Raw genomic sequence first — 17,009 nt, 5'->3', positions numbered from 1 at the left:
TGGGCGGAACGGCCGGCTTCCGATCCTCGCTGCGCCCACGCAGCCGCAGGCCGTACTCGTGGTCGTACTCGGCCGACCTGCGCCGCCGTTCCAGCGGGGTGGGAGCTCCCTCGGCGGGTGGAGGGGGATTGCCGCCGGGCCGTTTCGTCTTCATGTGGCACCTCCGGATCGCGTGTCCTCCACAGGCAACGAAGCCACCCCGGCGGGCAGGCCAGCACGCCTCACCCCTGCGCTTCCGCCCGACTCGGCACAGTCCCGTGATGCCGGCTTTCCGGCTCGAAACGACGCAATCCACACTTTCGCCACTGCGGGCATGCCGGTCATGCCCGTGTAGCCCGAACGTCACTTGACGCCAGTCGATCCCTCTGGCCACAGTCCGAACGCTTTGATTCGTTCGTTTGCCCGGGGCGTCGTTGCGACGTCCTGCGGGCCCATCCGGGGGAAATACCACAGTGGATAGACGTTCATTCCTGACGATGTCGGGTATCGGTGTGGCCGGCCTGATGCTGCCGTTCGGCCGCACCATCGCCGCCGAGCAACTGGTCACCACGATCGACGTGGCCAAGAAAAAGTCGTTGGCCGACGCCGCGCTGGCGGCCGCGACCGCGGCCGGAGCCGGTTACTGCGACGTGCGCATCGGCCGCTACCTGCGCCAGTTCGTGATCACGCGCGAGGACAAGGTCCAGAACGTGGTCAACACCGAATCCACCGGTGTGGGCGTACGCGTACTGGTGAACGGCGCGTGGGGCTTTGCCGCGACCAACGACCTGAGCACCCAGGGCGTGGTGAAGGCCGCCCAGCAGGCCGCCGCGATCGCCCGCGCCAACGCCAAGACGCAGACGTCCCCCGTGCAGCTGGCCAAGGCGCCGGGCGTGGGTGAGGTGAGCTGGAAGACGCCGATCCGCAAGAACGCGATGGAAGTCCCGCTGAAGGACAAGGTCGACCTGCTGCTGGGCGTCAACGCCGCAGCGATCAAGGCCGGCGGTGATTTCGTCAACTCGATGCTGTTCCTGGTGAACGAGCAGAAGTACTTCGCCTCCACCGACGGCAGCTACATCGACCAGGACGTGCACCGCATCTGGGCGCCGATGACGGTCACCGCCATCGACAAGACCACCGGCAAGTTCCGCACGCGCGAAGGCCTGTCCTCGCCGATGGGCATGGGCTTCGAGTACCTCGACGGCGCACAGGCCGGCAAGGTCGTCTCGCCCAACGGCGTGGTCAACTACGGCCTGTCGTACGACATGATGGAAGACGCCGTCGCCGCGGCGAAGCAGGCGCGCGCCAAGCTCACCGCGCCGTCGGTGAAGCCGGGCAAGTACGACCTCGTGCTGGACCCGTCGCACACCTGGCTCACCATCCACGAGTCCGTCGGCCATCCGCTCGAACTCGACCGCGTGCTCGGCTACGAAGCCAACTACGCCGGCACCAGCTTCGCCACGCTGGACAAGCAGAAGGAACGCTTCCAGTACGGCAGCGGCAACGTCAACATCTTCGCCGACAAGGTGCAGCCGGGCAGCCTGGGCGCCGTCGGTTACGACGACGAAGGCGTGAAGACCAAGAAGTGGAACCTGATCAGCGAAGGCAAGCTGGTCGACTACCAGACCATCCGCGACCAGGCCCACATCCTGGGCAAGACCGAATCCGATGGCTGCTGCTATGCCGACTCGTGGTCGAGCGTGCAGTTCCAGCGCATGGCCAACGTGTCGCTGGCGCCGGGCAAGAACAAGCTGTCCGTGGCCGACATGATCAAGGACGTCGAGAACGGCATCTACATCATCGGCGACGGTTCGTTCTCCATCGACCAGCAGCGCTACAACGCGCAGTTCGGCGGCCAGCTGTTCTACGAGATCAAGAACGGCCAGATCACCCGCCAGATCGAGGACGTCGCCTACCAGATCCGCACGCCGGAATTCTGGAACGCCTGCGCCGCCGTCTGCGACGAAAGCGACTACCGCCTGGGCGGTTCGTTCTTCGACGGCAAGGGCCAGCCGGGCCAGGTGTCGGCCGTCTCGCACGGTTCGAGCACGGCGCGCTTCAACGGCATCAACGTCATCAACACCGCCCGCAGCCTCGGCTGATCGTGCTGGAGAAATAACCCATGAGCATCTTCACCGAAGAACAGGCCAAGGCCATCCTGGACAAGGTCATCAAGCTGTCCAAGGCGGACCAGTGCACGGCCACGCTGGCCGGTTCGATCGACGGCAACATCCGCTTCGCGCTGAACAACATCTCCACCAGCGGCATCGTCGACAACACCGAGCTGGCGGTCGAAGTCGCGTTCGGCAACCGCGTCGGCACCGCCACCATCAACGAGTTCGATGACGCCGCGCTCGAGCGCGTCGTGCGCCGTGCCGAGGACCTGGCCCGCCTGGCGCCGGAAAATCCGGAGTTCATGCCGGCCATCGACAAGCAGACCTACAAGTCCAGCCCGACGTTCAGCCCGTCCACCGCGGCGATCACGCCGGAGTACCGCGCCAAGGTCGCGTCCGACTCCATCGCGCCGTGCCGTGGCGACAAGCTGATCGCGGCCGGCTTCCTGGAAGACGGCCAGAACTTCGTCGCCATCGCCAACAGCAAGGGCAACTTCGCCTACCAGCGCGGCAGCAACTTCAACTACACCTGCACCGTGCGCACCGAAGACGGCCGCGGTTCGGGCTGGGTGGGCCGCAACCTGAAGGACGCGTCCGACTTCCACGCCGACGCCGACATCCAGACCGCCATGCGCAAGGCGACCGAGTCGGTCGAGGCCAAGGCGCTGGAGCCGGGCAAGTACACGGTGATCCTGGAGCCGGCCGCGGCCGCGGGCCTGATCTCGTTCATGATGAATTTCTTCGACGCGCGCCAGGCCGATGAAGGCCGCAGCTTCCTGTCGAAGAAGGGCGGCGGCAACAAGCTGGGCGAGCAGGTCTACGACCCGCGCGTGAACATCAGCGCCGACCCGTGGGACGAACGGGCGCCCGTGCTGCCGTGGGACAGCGAAGGCATGCCGCGCGAGAAGATGGCCATCGTCGAGAACGGCAAGGTCGTCGCGCTGAACTACTCGCGCTACTGGGCCAAGAAGCAGGGCAAGCGCGCCGTGGGCGAGCCGGGCAACCTGCTGGTGGCCGGTGGCGACAAGTCCACCGCCGACCTGGTGCGCTCCACGCAGAAGGGCATCCTGGTCACGCGTACCTGGTACATCCGCATGGTCGATCCGCAGACCGTGCTGCTGACCGGCCTGACCCGCGACGGCACCTTCTACATCGAGAACGGCCAGATCAAGCACCCGGTGAAGAACTTCCGCTTCAACGAGTCGCCGGTGATCATGCTCAACAACATCGAAGAGCTGGGCAAGCCGGTGCGCGTGGCCGGCGACGAGTCCTCGTTCGTGATGATGATCCCGCCGATGAAGCTGCGCGACTTCACGTTCACTTCGCTTTCGGATGCCGTCTGATCTGGAGTGAAGGCTCGTGCAACGTCGTGATTTCCTCAGTCTGACCGGCCTCGGCCTTGCCGGCGTGCTGCTCCCCTACGGGCGCAGCATCGCCGCCGAAGCGTTGCTGGAACCGGTCGATACCGCGCGCCGCCGGCAGCTTGCCGACGCCGCGCTTACCACGGCCCGCAGCGGCGGCGCGCAGTATTGCGACGTCCGCGTGGGCCGCTACCTGCGCCAGTCCGTGATCACGCGCGAAGCGCGCGTGGAGAACGTGGTCAATGGCGAATCCTCCGGTGTCGGCGTGCGTGTGCTCACCGACGGCGCGTGGGGCTTCGCCGCTACCCACGTGCAGACGCCCGAAGCCGTAGCGCAGGCCACGCGCACTGCGCTGGCCATCGCCAAGGCCAACGCGAAGAACCAGACGCGCAAGGTCGAGCTGGCGCCCACGCCGGGCGTCGGCGACGTGCGCTGGGCCACGCCGATCCGCAAGAACGGCATGGCGGTTCCGATCAAGGACAAGGTCGACCTGTTGCTGTCGGTAAACGCCGCGGCGATGAAGGCCGGCGCGGACTTCTTCAACTCCACGCTGTTCCTGATCAACGAACAGAAGTACTTCGCGTCCACCGACGGCAGTTACATCGACCAGGACATCCATCGCATCTGGCTGCCGGTGACGGCGACCGCGGTGGACAAGGCCAGCGGCAAGTTCCGCACGCGCAACGGCCTGTCCGCGCCCATGGGCATGGGCTACGAATACCTGGACGGTGCGGAGTCGGGCAAGTTCCGCCTGCCCGGTGGCCTCACCGGCTACGGCAACAGTTACGACGTGATGGAAGACGCCGTCGCTGCCGCACGCGATGCGCGCGCCAAGCTCAAGGCGCCTTCGGTGAAGCCGGGCAAGTACGACCTGGTGGTCGACCCGACCAACCTGTTCCTCACCATCCACGAGAACGTCGGCCACCCGCTCGAACTCGACCGCGTGCTCGGCTACGAGGCCAACTACGCCGGCACCAGCTTCGCCACGCTCGACAAGCGTGACGCCGGCTACCGCTGGGGCAGCGACATCGTCAACTTCGTCGCCGACAAGACGCGTCCGGGCAGCCTGGGTGCGGTGGGCTACGACGACGAAGGCGTGAAGACCAGGCAGTGGGACCTGGTGCGCGACGGCATCCTCGTCGACTACCAGGCCACGCGCGATGAAGCGCACATCCTCGGCCACGCGGAATCGCACGGCTGCAGCTACGCCGACTCGTGGTCCAGCGTGCAGTTCCAGCGCATGGCCAACGTCTCGCTGATGCCGGGCAAGAAGCCGCTCACCGTGGCGCAGATGGTCAAGGACGTGGAGCGTGGCCTGTACGTGCATGGCCGCGGTTCGTACTCGATCGACCAGCAGCGCTACAACGCGCAGTTCGGCGGCCAGCTGTTCTACGAGATCAAGAACGGTGAGGTCACCGGCCTGGTCGAGGACGCCGCGTACCAGATTCGCACGCCGGAATTCTGGAACGCATGCGTCGCGATCTGCGACGAACGCGACTTCCGCCTCAACGGTTCGTTCTTCGACGGCAAGGGCCAGCCGAGCCAGGTGTCGGCGGTCACGCACGGCGCAGCCACCACGAGGTTCAACGGCGTCAACATCATCAATACCGCGCGGTCGATATGAACCGCGCGCAGTTCCTCCGCCTGATGCTGACAGGCGCGGCGGGGGCGCTGCTGTCGCCGGTCGTGCGAGCGGCCGGCGCGGAGTACGACTTCTGGCTGACCCGCCTGAAGTACGACTCCGGCGACTGGGACGTCGACCAGCGCATGCCGGCGAACCTGATCACGTCGCTGATCGACTACACGACCCTGCGCGTGGACCCGAAGGAACACGTGCTGGCGCTGGCCGATCCGAAGATGCTCACCGCGCCGTTCTGCTACCTGGCCGGCCACAAGCTGGTGGAGTTCAATCCGGCCGAGCGGCGCAACTTCGAACGCTACGTGCGCAATGGTGGCTTCGTGTTCGTGGACGACTGCAATCACGACATCGACGGATTGTTCGCCAAGTCGTTCGAGTCGCAGATGGCATCCATCTTCGGGCCGAGCGCGCTGAAGAAGCTGCCCAACAATCATCCGCTGTACCGCAGCTTCTTCGAGTTCAAGGAAGGTCCGCCGGCCACCGGCTTCGAACTCAACGGCTGGGGCGACGATCTGGTGCACGATTACCTCAAGGGCATCGAGATCGACGGGCGCCTGGGCGTGCTCTACAGCAACAAGGACTACGGTTGCGAGTGGGACTACGACTGGCGCAACAAGCGTTTCCTCGCCGAGGACAACACGAAGTTCGCGGTCAACATCGTGATGTATGCGTTGAATAGCTGATGTGCGATGAGTTGATGTGACAACCACCCCGCGCAATGCTGTCATTCCCGCGAAGGCGGGAATCCATGCATCCGCGGCGACATGGCAACCGGAGAGTTGGATCCCCGCCTTCGCGGGGATGACAGCTTCGAAGCAAAGACGCGGAAACCCCATGAACGACACCCTCACCGAAGCCGCCATCCAGAACCAGCTCGCCAAGCTCGGCACGCTGCGCAACGCCATCGCACAGGCCATCGTCGGCCAGGAAGCCGTGGTCGAGCAGTTGCTGATCGGCCTGCTCGCCGGCGGTCATTGCCTGCTCGAAGGCGTGCCCGGCCTGGGCAAGACGCTGCTGGTGCGCTCGCTCGGCCAGGCGCTGGAGTTGCAGTTCCGCCGCGTGCAATTCACGCCGGACCTGATGCCCAGCGACATCCTGGGCACCGAGCTGCTGGAAGAGGACCACGGCACCGGCCATCGCCATTTCCGCTTCCAGCCGGGCCCGATCTTCACAAACCTGCTGCTGGCCGACGAACTCAACCGCACGCCGCCGAAGACGCAGGCCGCGTTGTTGGAGGCGATGCAGGAGCGCACGGTCAGCTATGCCGGCGTCACGCATACGCTGCCCGCGCCGTTCTTCGTGCTGGCCACGCAGAACCCGTTGGAGCAGGCGGGCACGTATCCGTTGCCGGAAGCGCAGCTGGACCGGTTCCTGCTGCATATCCGCGTCGATTACCCGACCGAGAACGAGGAGCGCGACATCCTTGCGCAGACCACCGGCACGCGCCATTCCGAAGTGCCCAGCGTGATGCACGGAGAGGAAGTCCTGGCGTTGCAGGCGCGCGTGCGCGAAGTGCATTTCGGCGAGGACCTGCTGTCGTGGGTCACGCGACTGGTGCGCGCAAGTCGTCCGGGCGAGAACGCGCCGGCGGAAGTGCGGCAGTGGGTGAAGTGGGGCGCGGGCCCGCGTGCGGGACAGTCGCTGGTGCTCGCGGCCAAGGCGCGCGCGCTGCTGCATGGTCGTCTGGCCGCGACGCGCGAAGACATCGTCGCGCTGGCCGCGCCGGTCATGCGCCACCGCCTGCTGCTGTCGTTCGCCGCCGAAGCCGAGCAGAAGAGCGCGGACGACGTCATCGCCGCCCTGCTGCGCAGCGTGCCGTTCGCGGGTTGATCCAACGTCCGTGACGACGCCGGCCTCCATCGCCGACTTCATTCCGCCGCAGGTACGCGCGCGGTTGAAGGACCTGCGCCTGACCTCGCGCCGCGCGGTCGGGCTGCAGGGGCTTGGCCTGCATCACAGCCGCAGTCGCGGTGCCGGCCTGGAGTTCGCGCAGTACCGCGCGTACGAACCGGGCGATGAACTGCGCCAGATCGACTGGAAGCTCTACGCGCGCTCGGACCGCTTCTTCGTGCGCGAAGCCGAACGCGAAAGCCCGCTGGCGGTATGGCTGCTGATCGATGCGAGCGCATCGATGGCGCAGGAGGATGCGGCGCGTCCCGGCTGGTCGCGCCTCGCCGCGGCGAAGGGACTGGCCGCCTGCATCGCCGAACTCGCGCTCCGTCAGGGCGACCGCTTCGGCCTGGTGGCCTTGCGCGACGACGGCGTGCGACTGCTCGCGCCAGGCGCGGGTGCGCGCCAGCGCGACCGTTTCCTGCTGGAGCTGCACGGCCTGAAGGCGCGCGGAAGCTGGCCGGCGCCGGAGCAACTGCGTCCGTTGTGGGAACGCATCGGTGCGGGCGATCTGGTGGTGCTGCTCAGCGACGGATTCGACGTAGGCGCGGTGGACGTCATGACGCGCCTGGCGGCCGCGCGACGCGAGGCGCTGACGATCCGCATCCTCACTGCCGAGGAACGCGACTTCCCGTTCCAGGGTGGACATCGCTTCCATGATCCGGAAACCGGTGAGGAACTGCTGGGCGACGGCGCCGCGATGCGCGCCGAGTTCGTCGCCCGCTTCGCGCAGGCGCGTCGCGAACTCGATGCACGTCTGGATGCCAGCGGCATCCGCCATGCCGAGTACGTCCTCGACCAGCCGCTGGACCTGCCGCTGCGACGGCTGTTCGGTTCGCGTGATGCCGCGGAGTACGCGTGAGCCTGGCCTTCCTGATTCCGGCCGCGCTGGCCGCACTTGCCGCACTGCTGTTGCCGCTGCTGATCCATCTGGCGCGACGCAGCGAACAACGGCCGACTGAATTCGCCGCATTGCGCTGGCTGCGCCAGAAGCCCAAGCCGCGCCATCGCATCCGCTTCGACGAATGGCCGCTGCTGCTGGTGCGCCTTCTGCTGCTGGTGCTGTTCGCCCTGTTGCTGGCGCGGCCGGTGCTGTTCGGCAGCCAGAGCCACGCACCCTACGTGGCGGTCGCGCCCGGTGCGGATGCCTCGCAGGCGCGTGCCGCGCTGAAGGTGGCGAACGCGCGCTGGCATTGGCTGGCGCCGGGTTTTCCGGAACTGACCGCCCAAGCACCTGCATCGACGGCGTCCGTCTCCAGTCTGCTTCGCGAGCTGGATGCGAGCCTGCCGATCGACGTGCCGGTGACCGTGTTCGTGCCGTCGCAGCTGGACAGCATGGATGCGCAGCGCATCATGCTGGCGCGCAAGGTCGACTGGCACGTGTTGCCATCGCGCGCAGCGAACGTTTCGCCAGCGCCCGTCGCAGCCGTGTCCGCACCGATCGTCCGTCACGCGCCGGAGCGTGAAGCATCGCCGAGGTATCTGCGCGCCGCGTTCGTCGCATGGCGACCCGCAGACGCGCCGGCGACCGCGTTCGACATCGCCCCGCACACCACGCCCCTGCCGCATGACGCACGCCAGCTGGTCTGGCTGGTGCCCGGCGACGTGCCGGCCGCCGTGCGCGACTGGATACGCGAAGGCGGCGTGGCATTGATCGACACGCAGGCGCGCCTGCCCGATGCGCCGGCGATGGCGCCCCTGTGGCGCAACGACATCGGTGTCGCGTTGGTCGAGGGCGCCGCCTACGGTCGGGGACGCGTGATGCGCCTGCGGGGCGCCATGGTTCCGGAGGCGATGCCGGAACTGCTCGACCCCGGTTTCCCACAACACCTGCGCGCGCTGTTCGCGCCTCCGTCGACCGCACCGGCGCGGGTCGCGTCGGCAACGCACGCGCCGGTCACGGGTAGCGCCGTCTACGCACCGCCACCGCGTGATCTGCAGCCGTGGCTGATCCTGTTGATCGTCCTGGTGTTCGCGGTGGAACGCTGGCTCGCGACCGCATCGCGACGGGCGGTGGCGCCGTGAACGTGATTGCCGCACTGAACCGACGCCTTGCGGGCGCGCGCTTCCGTCTCGGTGCCGATACTGCGCTGCGCGCGTTGCCTTGGGTGGTCGTCGCCACGGCACTGGCGTGGCGGATCTCCGGCGTGCCGACCGCCGTCGTGGTCCTGCTGGTGTGCACTGTCGTCGCCAGCGCATGGGCGCTTCGCGCATCGAGTGCGCTCGATACGGCGTGGCTGGTGCGTGAACTCGATCGCCGCCGTCGCGATCTGGACGACAGCGCGGACCTCCTCTTTGCTCCCGACGCGAAACTCAGCGGACTGGAGCGCCTGCAGCGCGCCCGCCTGGTTGAGCGCCTGGAGGAATCGCCCGCGCCCGATCTTCGTCCGGCGTGGTCCACGCGGCCGCACGTCATCGGCACAGTGCTCGGTGCGCTGGCCATCGCGGCCATCGTGTTGTGGCCGGTGCGACCGCGTGCGGCGTTCGAAGACGTGGTCGCCCAGGTCACCGGTGAAGTGGCACGGCCCACGCACACGCGCGTGCTCGATCAACAACTGCACGTCACGCCGCCCGCATACACGCGCCAGGCCGCGCGCGACGAACCCACGCTGGATGCGAAGGCGCCGCAGGGCACGCGCCTGCAGTGGGCCTACCGTTTCGCGCCGCAGCCGACCGCCGCGGAGCTGGTGTTCCACGACGGCCGTCGCGTGGCGCTGCACCGGGACGGTGATGTCTGGCGCGGGGAACACGTGCTGGTGAAGTCGGCGCTGTATCGACTGGAGCTGCGCGATTCGCTGCCGCTGCGCGAATCGAAGGCGCATCGCCTGGATGCCATCGCCGACCGTCCGCCACAGGTGCGGGTGCTTGAACCCGATCGAAGCCTCAGCCTGATCACGCCCGGCCAGCGCAGCTGGAATGTCGCGTTCGAGGCCAGCGACGATTACGGCATCGCGCCGTCCGCGCGCCTGCGCATCACGCTGGCCCAGGGCAGCGGAGAGAACATCACCTTCCGCGAGCACAGCGCGACGCTCGCCGGATCCGGCAACGCCACCACCCGGCGCTACACGCATCGACTCGATCTGGCCGCGCTGGGGCTGGCGGCCGGCGATGACCTGATCGTGCAGCTGGACGTCAACGACAACCGTGCGCCGTCGCCGCAGAACGTCCGCAGCGCGAGTCTCATCCTGCGCTGGCCGTCGGACCTGGGCACGGAAACCAGCGGCCTGGAAGGCATGGTCAAGAAAGTACTGCCGGCGTACTTCCGGAGTCAGCGCCAGATCATCATCGACGCCGAAGCGCTGCTGAAGGAGAAGCGAACGCTTCCCGCCGAACGCTTCCTCCAGCGCAGCGACGCGATCGGCGTGGACCAGCGCATCCTGCGTCTGCGCTATGGACAGTTCCTGGGCGAGGAAGCCGAGGGTGCACCGAAACCGCCGCCGACGAGCGATGCGAATGCGGCAACGGGCGACCACGAACAGGACGGCACGGCGCAGGAATCCGGTCACGACGACCATGATCACGTCGCGAGCGAAGCGCCCTCGGCCACGTTCGGTCAGGAAGGCTCGGTGCTCGAGGAATACGGACACACGCACGACCATGCCGAGGCAGCGACACTGCTCGATCCGGAGACGCGCACGATCCTGAAGGCCGCGCTGGACGCGATGTGGCAATCGGAACTGCACCTGCGCCAGGGCGATCCGAAGCAGGCGCTGCCGCACGCCTATCGCGCGTTGGCACGGATCAAGGAAGTGCAGCAGGCCAGCCGCATCTATCTGGCGCGCGTGGGGCCGGAACTGCCGCCGATCGACGAGAGCCGGCGCATGGGCGGCGACCGTGCCGGCATCGACAACCGCGCCGAGGTGATGGCGTCGGCGACCGCGCCGGACCCCACGCTGTCCGCGCTGTGGCGCGCGCTGGACGATTCGCCGTCGACGACCGCGCAACCCCCGGTCGATTTCCCTGCTCTGGAACGCTGGCTGCGCGCCAACGAGTCCCGCATCGCCGATCCCCTGTCATTCATCGCCGCGGTTGAAGCACTGCGCGCCGACCCGCAATGCGCGCGTTGCCGTGACGACCTGCGCGCCCAGCTGTGGCCGCTGCTTCCGCGACCGGCGACGTCCGTGCCGCGGCGCGACGATGGCGATGCGAGTGGTCGTCGCTACCTGGATGCGCTGCGCGGGGAGTCGGCGCGATGACCTCCATGCTCACACCGCAGAATGCGACCATCGCGGTCCTGATACTCGTGGTGGCGATTGCCTGCACGCGCCTGTTGTTGCGACAGCGTGGCGCGGAGCATGCTGCGCGTTCGCGCGCGTGGCGAGTCGCGCTGTTGCTGATCGCACAACCGGTCTGCGCGGCGTTGCTGTACTTCGCCTTGTGGCCGCCGACGGTGCCCGGCGAGGCGGGCACGCTGGTCGTGGCGACCGCCGGTGCCACGGCGGCGCGCATGGAGGCCGTGCCCGGCGACGCACAGCTCGCTTTGCCTGAGGCGCCCGCGCTGTCGGGTGTCGCGCGCGTGCCCGACCTGGCCACCGCGTTGCGCCAGCACCCCGGCACGCAGCGCGTGCGCGTGGTGGGGCAGGGGCTGGTGCCGCGCGATCGCGACGCGGTGAGCGGCATCGCGCTCACCTTCGATGCGGCGCCGCTGCCGCGTGGACTGGTCGAACTCGACGGGCCCGATCGCGCTGCCGCGGGCACCGCGTTCCGCGTGAGTGGTCGCGCCGAGGGCGTCTCCGATGGATTCGCCGAACTGCTCGATCCTGCGCGCCGCCGCGTCGACCGCGTTGCCTTGCCGGCCGATGGCCGCTTCTCGTTGTCGGCCACCGTGCGCACGCCCGGCGCGGCCGCGTTCAACGTGCGCGTGGTCGATGCACGCCAGCGAACCATCGATTCGGTCGCCTTGCCGTTGCAGGTCGAAGCGGTCGCACCGCCGCGCGTCCTGCTGCTCGCCGGTGCGCCCGGACCGGAAGTGAAGTACCTGCGTCGCTGGCTGCGCGATGCCGGATTGCCGTCGCATGCACAACTCACGGCTGGCGGCGGCGTGCAACTTGGCGATGCGCCGCTGGTGGTGAACGCGGGAAATCTTGCCCGCTTCGACGTGGCCATCGTTGATGAGCGCGCCTGGTCGGCGCTGGGCGAAACATCGCGTGCCGCGCTGGACGAGGCGGTGCGTAACGGCATGGGACTGCTGGTCCGCATGACGGCGACGCCGTCGGATGCCGAGCGCCGCCGTTTGCGGGCGCTGGGGTTCGACAGCAGCGGTGGCGGCGATACCACGGCCGCGCGTCCACGCGTGGCGATCAGCGACGACGACGCGACACGCGCGCGCATCGGTCCGGGTTCGCGCGATGCGCCGCGCGCGCACGATGCGCAGGTCGAGGACGTACCTGAGCTGACGCGCCGGACGCTGCGTCTGCAGGCTGGCGACGCCGTGCCGCTGACGACCGAACAGGACGGCACCGCGCTGGGTTCATGGCGTGCCGTGGGGCGTGGGCGCGTCGGCGTCTGGCCGGTGACCGACAGCTATCGCTGGGTGCTGGCCGGACGCAGCGACCTGCACGGCGAACTCTGGTCCTCGCTGGTCTCCACGCTTGCGCGGGCGCAGTCCGGACAGCGCTTCCTCATTCCAGGCGACGCGCGCGAGGGACAGCGCATCGCGTTGTGCGGCGTCGACGCCACGGCCAGCGTGATCGCGCCCGATGGCTCGATCGCACCGGTGCTGCGCGATCCGGCAACGGGCACGCGTGCCTGTGCGGCGTTCTGGCCGCAATCGCAGGGTTGGCATCTGCTGCGTTCCGGTGAGCGCACGCAGGCGTTCTTCGTTCGCGGCGCCAGCGAGGCCACCGGCCTGGCGAGCGAGGACATCCGCACGACGACGATGCGCCTGATGGCGTCCGCGCCGACGACCGTGTCCGACGTGGCCGCGCCGCGCCATCCCACCGCGCGATGGCCGTGGTGGCTGGCCTGGTTGCTGCTCAGTGGCGTGTTGTGGTGGCTGGAGCGATCGCGCCTAGGTCGCCGTTGAGTCTTTGAGGGCGCGGCTCCAGCGCGATGCGCCGCGCCTGCGTGCGAAACGAAGAAGCCCGGCTGGCGCCGGGCTTCTTCATGCGTGGTGCTCGCTCGCCGCTTCAGTCGGCGGGCGCGTAGCGCAGCGTCAGCCACCACTCGCGGCCGGGCTGGTTGTAGAACGACACGGTCTCGTACTCGCGATCGAATACGTTGGAGACGCGGCCCTGCAGCGTCAGTGCCGGGGTGAGCGCGTACTCCGCGCGCAGGTCCAGCGTGCCGTACCCGGCGAGGCGTCGCGTGTTGGCGACGTCGTCGAAACGCGGGCCCTCGCCGCTGGCGGTGACGCCGACGCGGAAATCACCGAAGGCGCGGTCGATGTCGATGCGCCCGCTGTTGCGTGCACGACGCGCCAGCTCGTTGCCTTCGAACACGCCGCTGCGGTTCTCGGTGTCCAGCCAGCTGACCGAGCCGGCGATGTCCCATTGCTCCACCGTGGCCTGCACGCCGAGTTCGGCGCCACGCATGCGCGCGCTGTCGACGTTGTTGGGACGGTTCTGGCTGGCATCGAACGCGATCAGGTCGTCGACGTCGGTGGTGAAGGTGTCGAGGTTGACGGTGATTCCGTCGCCCAGCCACGCCAGGCCCAGCTCCCAGGTCTCCGATTCTTCCGGGTCGAGATCCGGATTGCTGAAGAACGGGAAATACAGTTCGTTGAAGGTCGGTGCCTTGAACGCGGTGCCGACACCGGCACGCACGCGCCAGTGCTCGGCGAAGGTCAGTCCCCAAGCGCCGCTGCCGGTGGTATGGCCGCCGAACTGGTCGTTGTCGTCGCGGCGCACGCTGGCTTCCAGCGACTGCGCGCCGAAGTGGCCCTGGTACTGTACGAAGGCGGCCTTGTTGGCGCGTTCGGTCTCGTCGTACTGCGTGGTGGCGTCCACGCTGTCGCGCAGCCAGTCCAGCCCCAGCGTCAGCAGCTGGCCGCTGGCCAGGCCGAAATCGCCCTGCAGCGTGGCGCTATCGCGGTCGGTGCTGAAGAAGTCGACGAATGCATCGCCAAGGAAATTGTCGGAGGCATCGACGTTGCGGCCCGCGGTGAGGTGCAGGTCAACGCGCTCGCTCGGACGCCAGCGCAGCTTGCCGCCAATGACCTGCTGCACCGTCTCGGAACGGTCGGCGAAGTCGCCGTCGTATTCGTTGTCGCCTTCGTTGCGCAGCGCGTGGCCTTCAAGCGTCCATTGTTCGTTGATCGTCACGCCACCGCGCAACGACAACGCGTCCTTGGTGTAGCCGTCGCGGTCGGGTTGCGAGTCGGGCAGGATGAAGCAGCCCGCGCCGTCGAATGTGTCCGGATCGAAGTAGCCGTTGCAGGCGTTGATGCCGCTGGTGCGGCTGTGCTGGTAGTCGGCGCCGTACCAAGCGCGTTCGTTCGCACCGCCGAAGCCCATGCCGTAGCCGAAGCTGTCGTTGCTGCCGCCTTCCACGCGCACGCGCGGCACGAAGCCGCCGCGGTCCCGGCGCGTGAACACCTGGATGACGCCGCCGATGGCGTCGCTGCCGTACAGGCTGGCGCGCGGGCCGCGCACGATTTCCACGCGATCGATCATCTCCACCGGCAGGTCCTGGAACGAGGCCAGGCCCGAGGTCGAGGAACCGATGCGGATGCCGTCGACCAGCACCAGCACGTGGTCGGATTCGGCGCCGCGCAGGAACAGCGTGGTCAGCTTGCCCTGTCCGCCCTGGTTGGACATCGAAATGCCGGCGCGGCCCTGCAGCAGTTCCGGCAGCGAGCGCGCCTGGCTGCGACGGATCGCTTCGGCGTCGATCACCTCCACCGGCGTCAGCGCGTCATTGACGCTGACAGCCGTGCGATTGGCCGTGACCACCACCTCGTCGAGGTCGGTGGCGGGCGCCTGCGCGTGGACGAGGGACGGCAGCGCGAGCGAACAGGCAAGCGCGAGGGCGTGGATCGGGGCGGAACAACGCAGGGACATCGTGGGTTCTCCAGCGCGCGGACGTGCCGCGTCGGCATGACGGAAAGTCGTGGAGAGAACCGGGCTGCGTGACGGGGACGGAATGCGCGCCGGCAACGCCGCCGCGACGCCCTCCGCATCGCAACCAGTGTCGGGCCGTGACGACCCTTGCCTGCAGGCCGGTCTCCGGGCTTGCGAGTGGAGGTTTCCCTCGGGCGCGGCGCCTTCCCATGCAATCGCACAGTGGCGGTGTGCCGTGCCTGATCTCGCTTACCGTTGCGGGGGCAGCGCCGGAATGGCCGCGCGAATGCGTGGCGTCACCGGCTTCCCGTTTCAACCCGTTGGCGTCATGCCTCGGGGTCACCTGCTGGCGCGCGCAGTCTACGCGATCGGTCGGTCGGCGGCGACGTGCGGCCGCTCAGGGTGTCACTCGCGTTCGGCGGGCTCGTCGAACAGCGTGGGCATGGCCATCGTGTCTTCGCCCATCTGCGTCGTGGTGACAGGCGCGGCCGCGGGCTTGTAGCGCGGCGGGGGCAGCAGGGCGATGGCGGCTTCAGCGGCGGCGATCAGTTCGCCGCGGCGTGCTTCGGAGATCTCCTGCCAATGGCAGTCCTGCAGCGCGCCTTCGATGGCGTACAGCAGGTTGAGGGTGGGCTTGAAGCCGGCGCGTTTGACGCGCATGAAGGCCTCGACCGTGCCGGCCGCGGCGAGGTCTTCGCGGGTGCGAAGCCCGACCTGGCGGAGCCAGGCGGCGGACTTGGGTCCGATGTTGCGAAGCTTGTCGGTGCTCGTCGTCATTCCAGTGACTCCATGAAGGCCTTTGCGATTGCCTCCAGGCCGTGCTGGTCTTCAACGTCAAAACGGCCCAATTCAGGACTGTCGAGATCGAAGACGCCGACCAGCGTGCCGTCGGCGTGGGTCAGCGGAACCACCAGCTCCGAATTGGAGGCCGAATCGCAGGCGATATGGCCCGGGAATGCGTGCACGTCGGTCACCCGTTGCGTCTGGCGGGTCGAAGCGGCCGCGCCACAGACGCCCTTGTCCAGCGGAATGCGCACGCAGGCCGGCAGGCCCTGGAAGGGGCCCACGACCAGCTCGGTACCGTCGTAGAAATAGAAGCCCACCCAGTTGAGCGAGGGCAGCGAGTGGTAGACCAGCGCCGACAGGTTGGCCGCGTTGGCGATGCGGTCGCGCTCGCCATGGAGCAGCGCGCGCGCCTGCGCGAGCAGCTGTGCGTACTGTTCGGTCTTGGTGCCGCTTAGACTTTCGCTGGTGAACATGAGCGCCTCTTTCATGCAGTCTATCAGCGTAAATGGGGGCGGCCCGGCCGGTCCCAACCGGTGCGCGCCGTGACCCGCGGCTGGTTCGTCACCGGAACCGACACCGGCATCGGCAAATCGGTCGCCAGTGCGACGTTGCTGCACGCGTTGAGATTGCGTGGGCTTCGCGCGGTCGGCATGAAGCCGCTGGCGAGCGGTTGCGATGCCACGCCCGGGGGATGGCGCAACGAGGACGCGCTCGCTCTGCAGGCCGCAAGCGATCCGCGCCCGGCCTACGACGACGTGAATCCGTTCGCGCTGCCCCTTCCGTTGGCGCCGGAGCTGGCGGCTGCCGATGCCGGCATCCGGGTTACCCTTGCGCCGATCGAGGCGGCGTTCGCGCGCCTGTCATCGCAGGCCGATGCGGTGGTCGTGGAGGGCGTCGGCGGCTGGGCCGCGCCGCTGTCGGCGGACCTGGACCAGTGCGACCTGGTGCGCGCGCTCAAGCTTCCCGTGGTGCTGATCGTCGGGTTGCGCCTGGGCTGCATCAACCACGCCCGGCTCACCGCCCGCGCCATCGAGGCCGATGGGCTTCGTCTGGCGGGCTGGATCGCCAACGACATCGATCCGGCGATGGCGCGCGCCGACGACAACTTCACCCTGCTCAGGCAGCGGATGCCGGTACCGTGCTGGGGTCGTCTTCCGTTCCACAACTCACCCGATCCGGCAAAGCTGGCGCATTTGCTTGAACCGGCGTGATCGCCCCATCCCGTGACCAATGGGGGATG

The 17,009-nt window shown here is 68.2% G+C and carries 13 protein-coding genes and 1 riboswitch; of the genes, 10 read left to right on the top strand and 3 right to left on the bottom strand.

The genetic code is table 11. The features are described 5' to 3' along the window. The first annotated feature begins 452 nt into the window (after positions 1-452). The 9 genes from QLQ15_RS01965 to QLQ15_RS01925 all read left to right on the top strand — a co-directional run bounded on the left by QLQ15_RS01965 (position 453) and on the right by QLQ15_RS01925 (position 13,008). Entirely contained in the window at positions 453-2,081 is a 1,629-nt protein-coding gene (locus QLQ15_RS01965; RefSeq protein WP_283211181.1) for a TldD/PmbA family protein, read from the top strand. Positions 2,082-2,101: 20 nt separating this feature from the next. Continuing rightward, a complete protein-coding gene (locus QLQ15_RS01960) occupies positions 2,102-3,436 on the top strand; it encodes a TldD/PmbA family protein (protein ID WP_283211180.1) in 1,335 nt (444 codons plus the stop codon). 16 nt (positions 3,437-3,452) lie between these two features. Further along, positions 3,453-5,078 carry a TldD/PmbA family protein gene (locus QLQ15_RS01955; RefSeq protein WP_283211179.1) on the top strand — a complete coding sequence of 542 codons (1,626 nt, stop codon included), beginning with the start codon at positions 3,453-3,455 and terminating at the stop codon, positions 5,076-5,078. Beyond that, positions 5,075-5,776 carry a DUF4159 domain-containing protein gene (locus tag QLQ15_RS01950; protein ID WP_432277764.1) on the top strand — a complete coding sequence of 234 codons (702 nt, stop codon included), beginning with the start codon at positions 5,075-5,077 and terminating at the stop codon, positions 5,774-5,776. Before QLQ15_RS01955 ends, QLQ15_RS01950 begins: the two co-directional genes overlap by 4 nt. A 151-nt stretch (positions 5,777-5,927) precedes the next feature. Continuing rightward, positions 5,928-6,923 carry an AAA family ATPase gene (locus tag QLQ15_RS01945; protein WP_283211178.1) on the top strand — a complete coding sequence of 332 codons (996 nt, stop codon included), beginning with the start codon at positions 5,928-5,930 and terminating at the stop codon, positions 6,921-6,923. 10 nt (positions 6,924-6,933) lie between these two features. Continuing rightward, positions 6,934-7,845 carry a DUF58 domain-containing protein gene (locus QLQ15_RS01940; RefSeq protein WP_283211177.1) on the top strand — a complete coding sequence of 304 codons (912 nt, stop codon included), beginning with the start codon at positions 6,934-6,936 and terminating at the stop codon, positions 7,843-7,845. Continuing rightward, on the top strand, positions 7,842-9,008 hold the full coding sequence (locus QLQ15_RS01935; RefSeq protein WP_283211176.1) for a BatA domain-containing protein: 1,167 nt from the start codon (positions 7,842-7,844) through the stop codon (positions 9,006-9,008). The genes QLQ15_RS01940 and QLQ15_RS01935 overlap by 4 nt, the downstream gene beginning before the upstream one ends. Next, positions 9,005-11,179 carry a hypothetical protein gene (locus QLQ15_RS01930; protein WP_283211175.1) on the top strand — a complete coding sequence of 725 codons (2,175 nt, stop codon included), beginning with the start codon at positions 9,005-9,007 and terminating at the stop codon, positions 11,177-11,179. The genes QLQ15_RS01935 and QLQ15_RS01930 overlap by 4 nt, the downstream gene beginning before the upstream one ends. Beyond that, on the top strand, positions 11,176-13,008 hold the full coding sequence (locus QLQ15_RS01925) for a carboxypeptidase regulatory-like domain-containing protein (RefSeq protein WP_283211174.1): 1,833 nt from the start codon (positions 11,176-11,178) through the stop codon (positions 13,006-13,008). Before QLQ15_RS01930 ends, QLQ15_RS01925 begins: the two co-directional genes overlap by 4 nt. A 103-nt stretch (positions 13,009-13,111) precedes the next feature. Here the strand turns inward: QLQ15_RS01925 and btuB are convergent, their stop codons facing one another. The 3 genes from btuB to QLQ15_RS01910 form a co-directional block, all read right to left on the bottom strand. Next, a complete protein-coding gene (btuB, locus tag QLQ15_RS01920; protein WP_283211173.1) occupies positions 13,112-14,983 on the bottom strand; it encodes a TonB-dependent vitamin B12 receptor in 1,872 nt (623 codons plus the stop codon). Positions 14,984-15,122: 139 nt separating this feature from the next. After that, a riboswitch (cobalamin riboswitch) is annotated at positions 15,123-15,345 on the bottom strand. A gap of 43 nt (positions 15,346-15,388) precedes the next feature. Further along, the gene (locus QLQ15_RS01915) at positions 15,389-15,760 is read right to left on the bottom strand and encodes a TfoX/Sxy family protein (protein WP_283211172.1); all 372 of its coding nucleotides are present in this window, start codon (positions 15,758-15,760) and stop codon (positions 15,389-15,391) included. Then, positions 15,757-16,242, bottom strand: coding sequence for a GAF domain-containing protein (locus QLQ15_RS01910; protein ID WP_283213904.1), 486 nt, complete (start codon positions 16,240-16,242; stop codon positions 15,757-15,759). Before QLQ15_RS01910 ends, QLQ15_RS01915 begins: the two co-directional genes overlap by 4 nt. Positions 16,243-16,311: 69 nt before the next feature. On the opposite strand from QLQ15_RS01910, the gene bioD reads away from it, so the two are divergent. Then, on the top strand, positions 16,312-16,980 hold the full coding sequence (gene bioD, locus QLQ15_RS01905) for a dethiobiotin synthase (RefSeq protein ID WP_283213903.1): 669 nt from the start codon (positions 16,312-16,314) through the stop codon (positions 16,978-16,980). Positions 16,981-17,009: the final 29 nt, after the last annotated feature.

Origin of the sequence: Lysobacter stagni (assembly GCF_030053425.1) — a bacterium.
GTDB classification, from domain to species: Bacteria; Pseudomonadota; Gammaproteobacteria; order Xanthomonadales; family Xanthomonadaceae; genus Lysobacter_J; species Lysobacter_J stagni.
The sequence above is the reverse complement of the archived record's forward strand: the minus strand, read 5'-3'. Positions and strand labels throughout refer to the sequence as shown.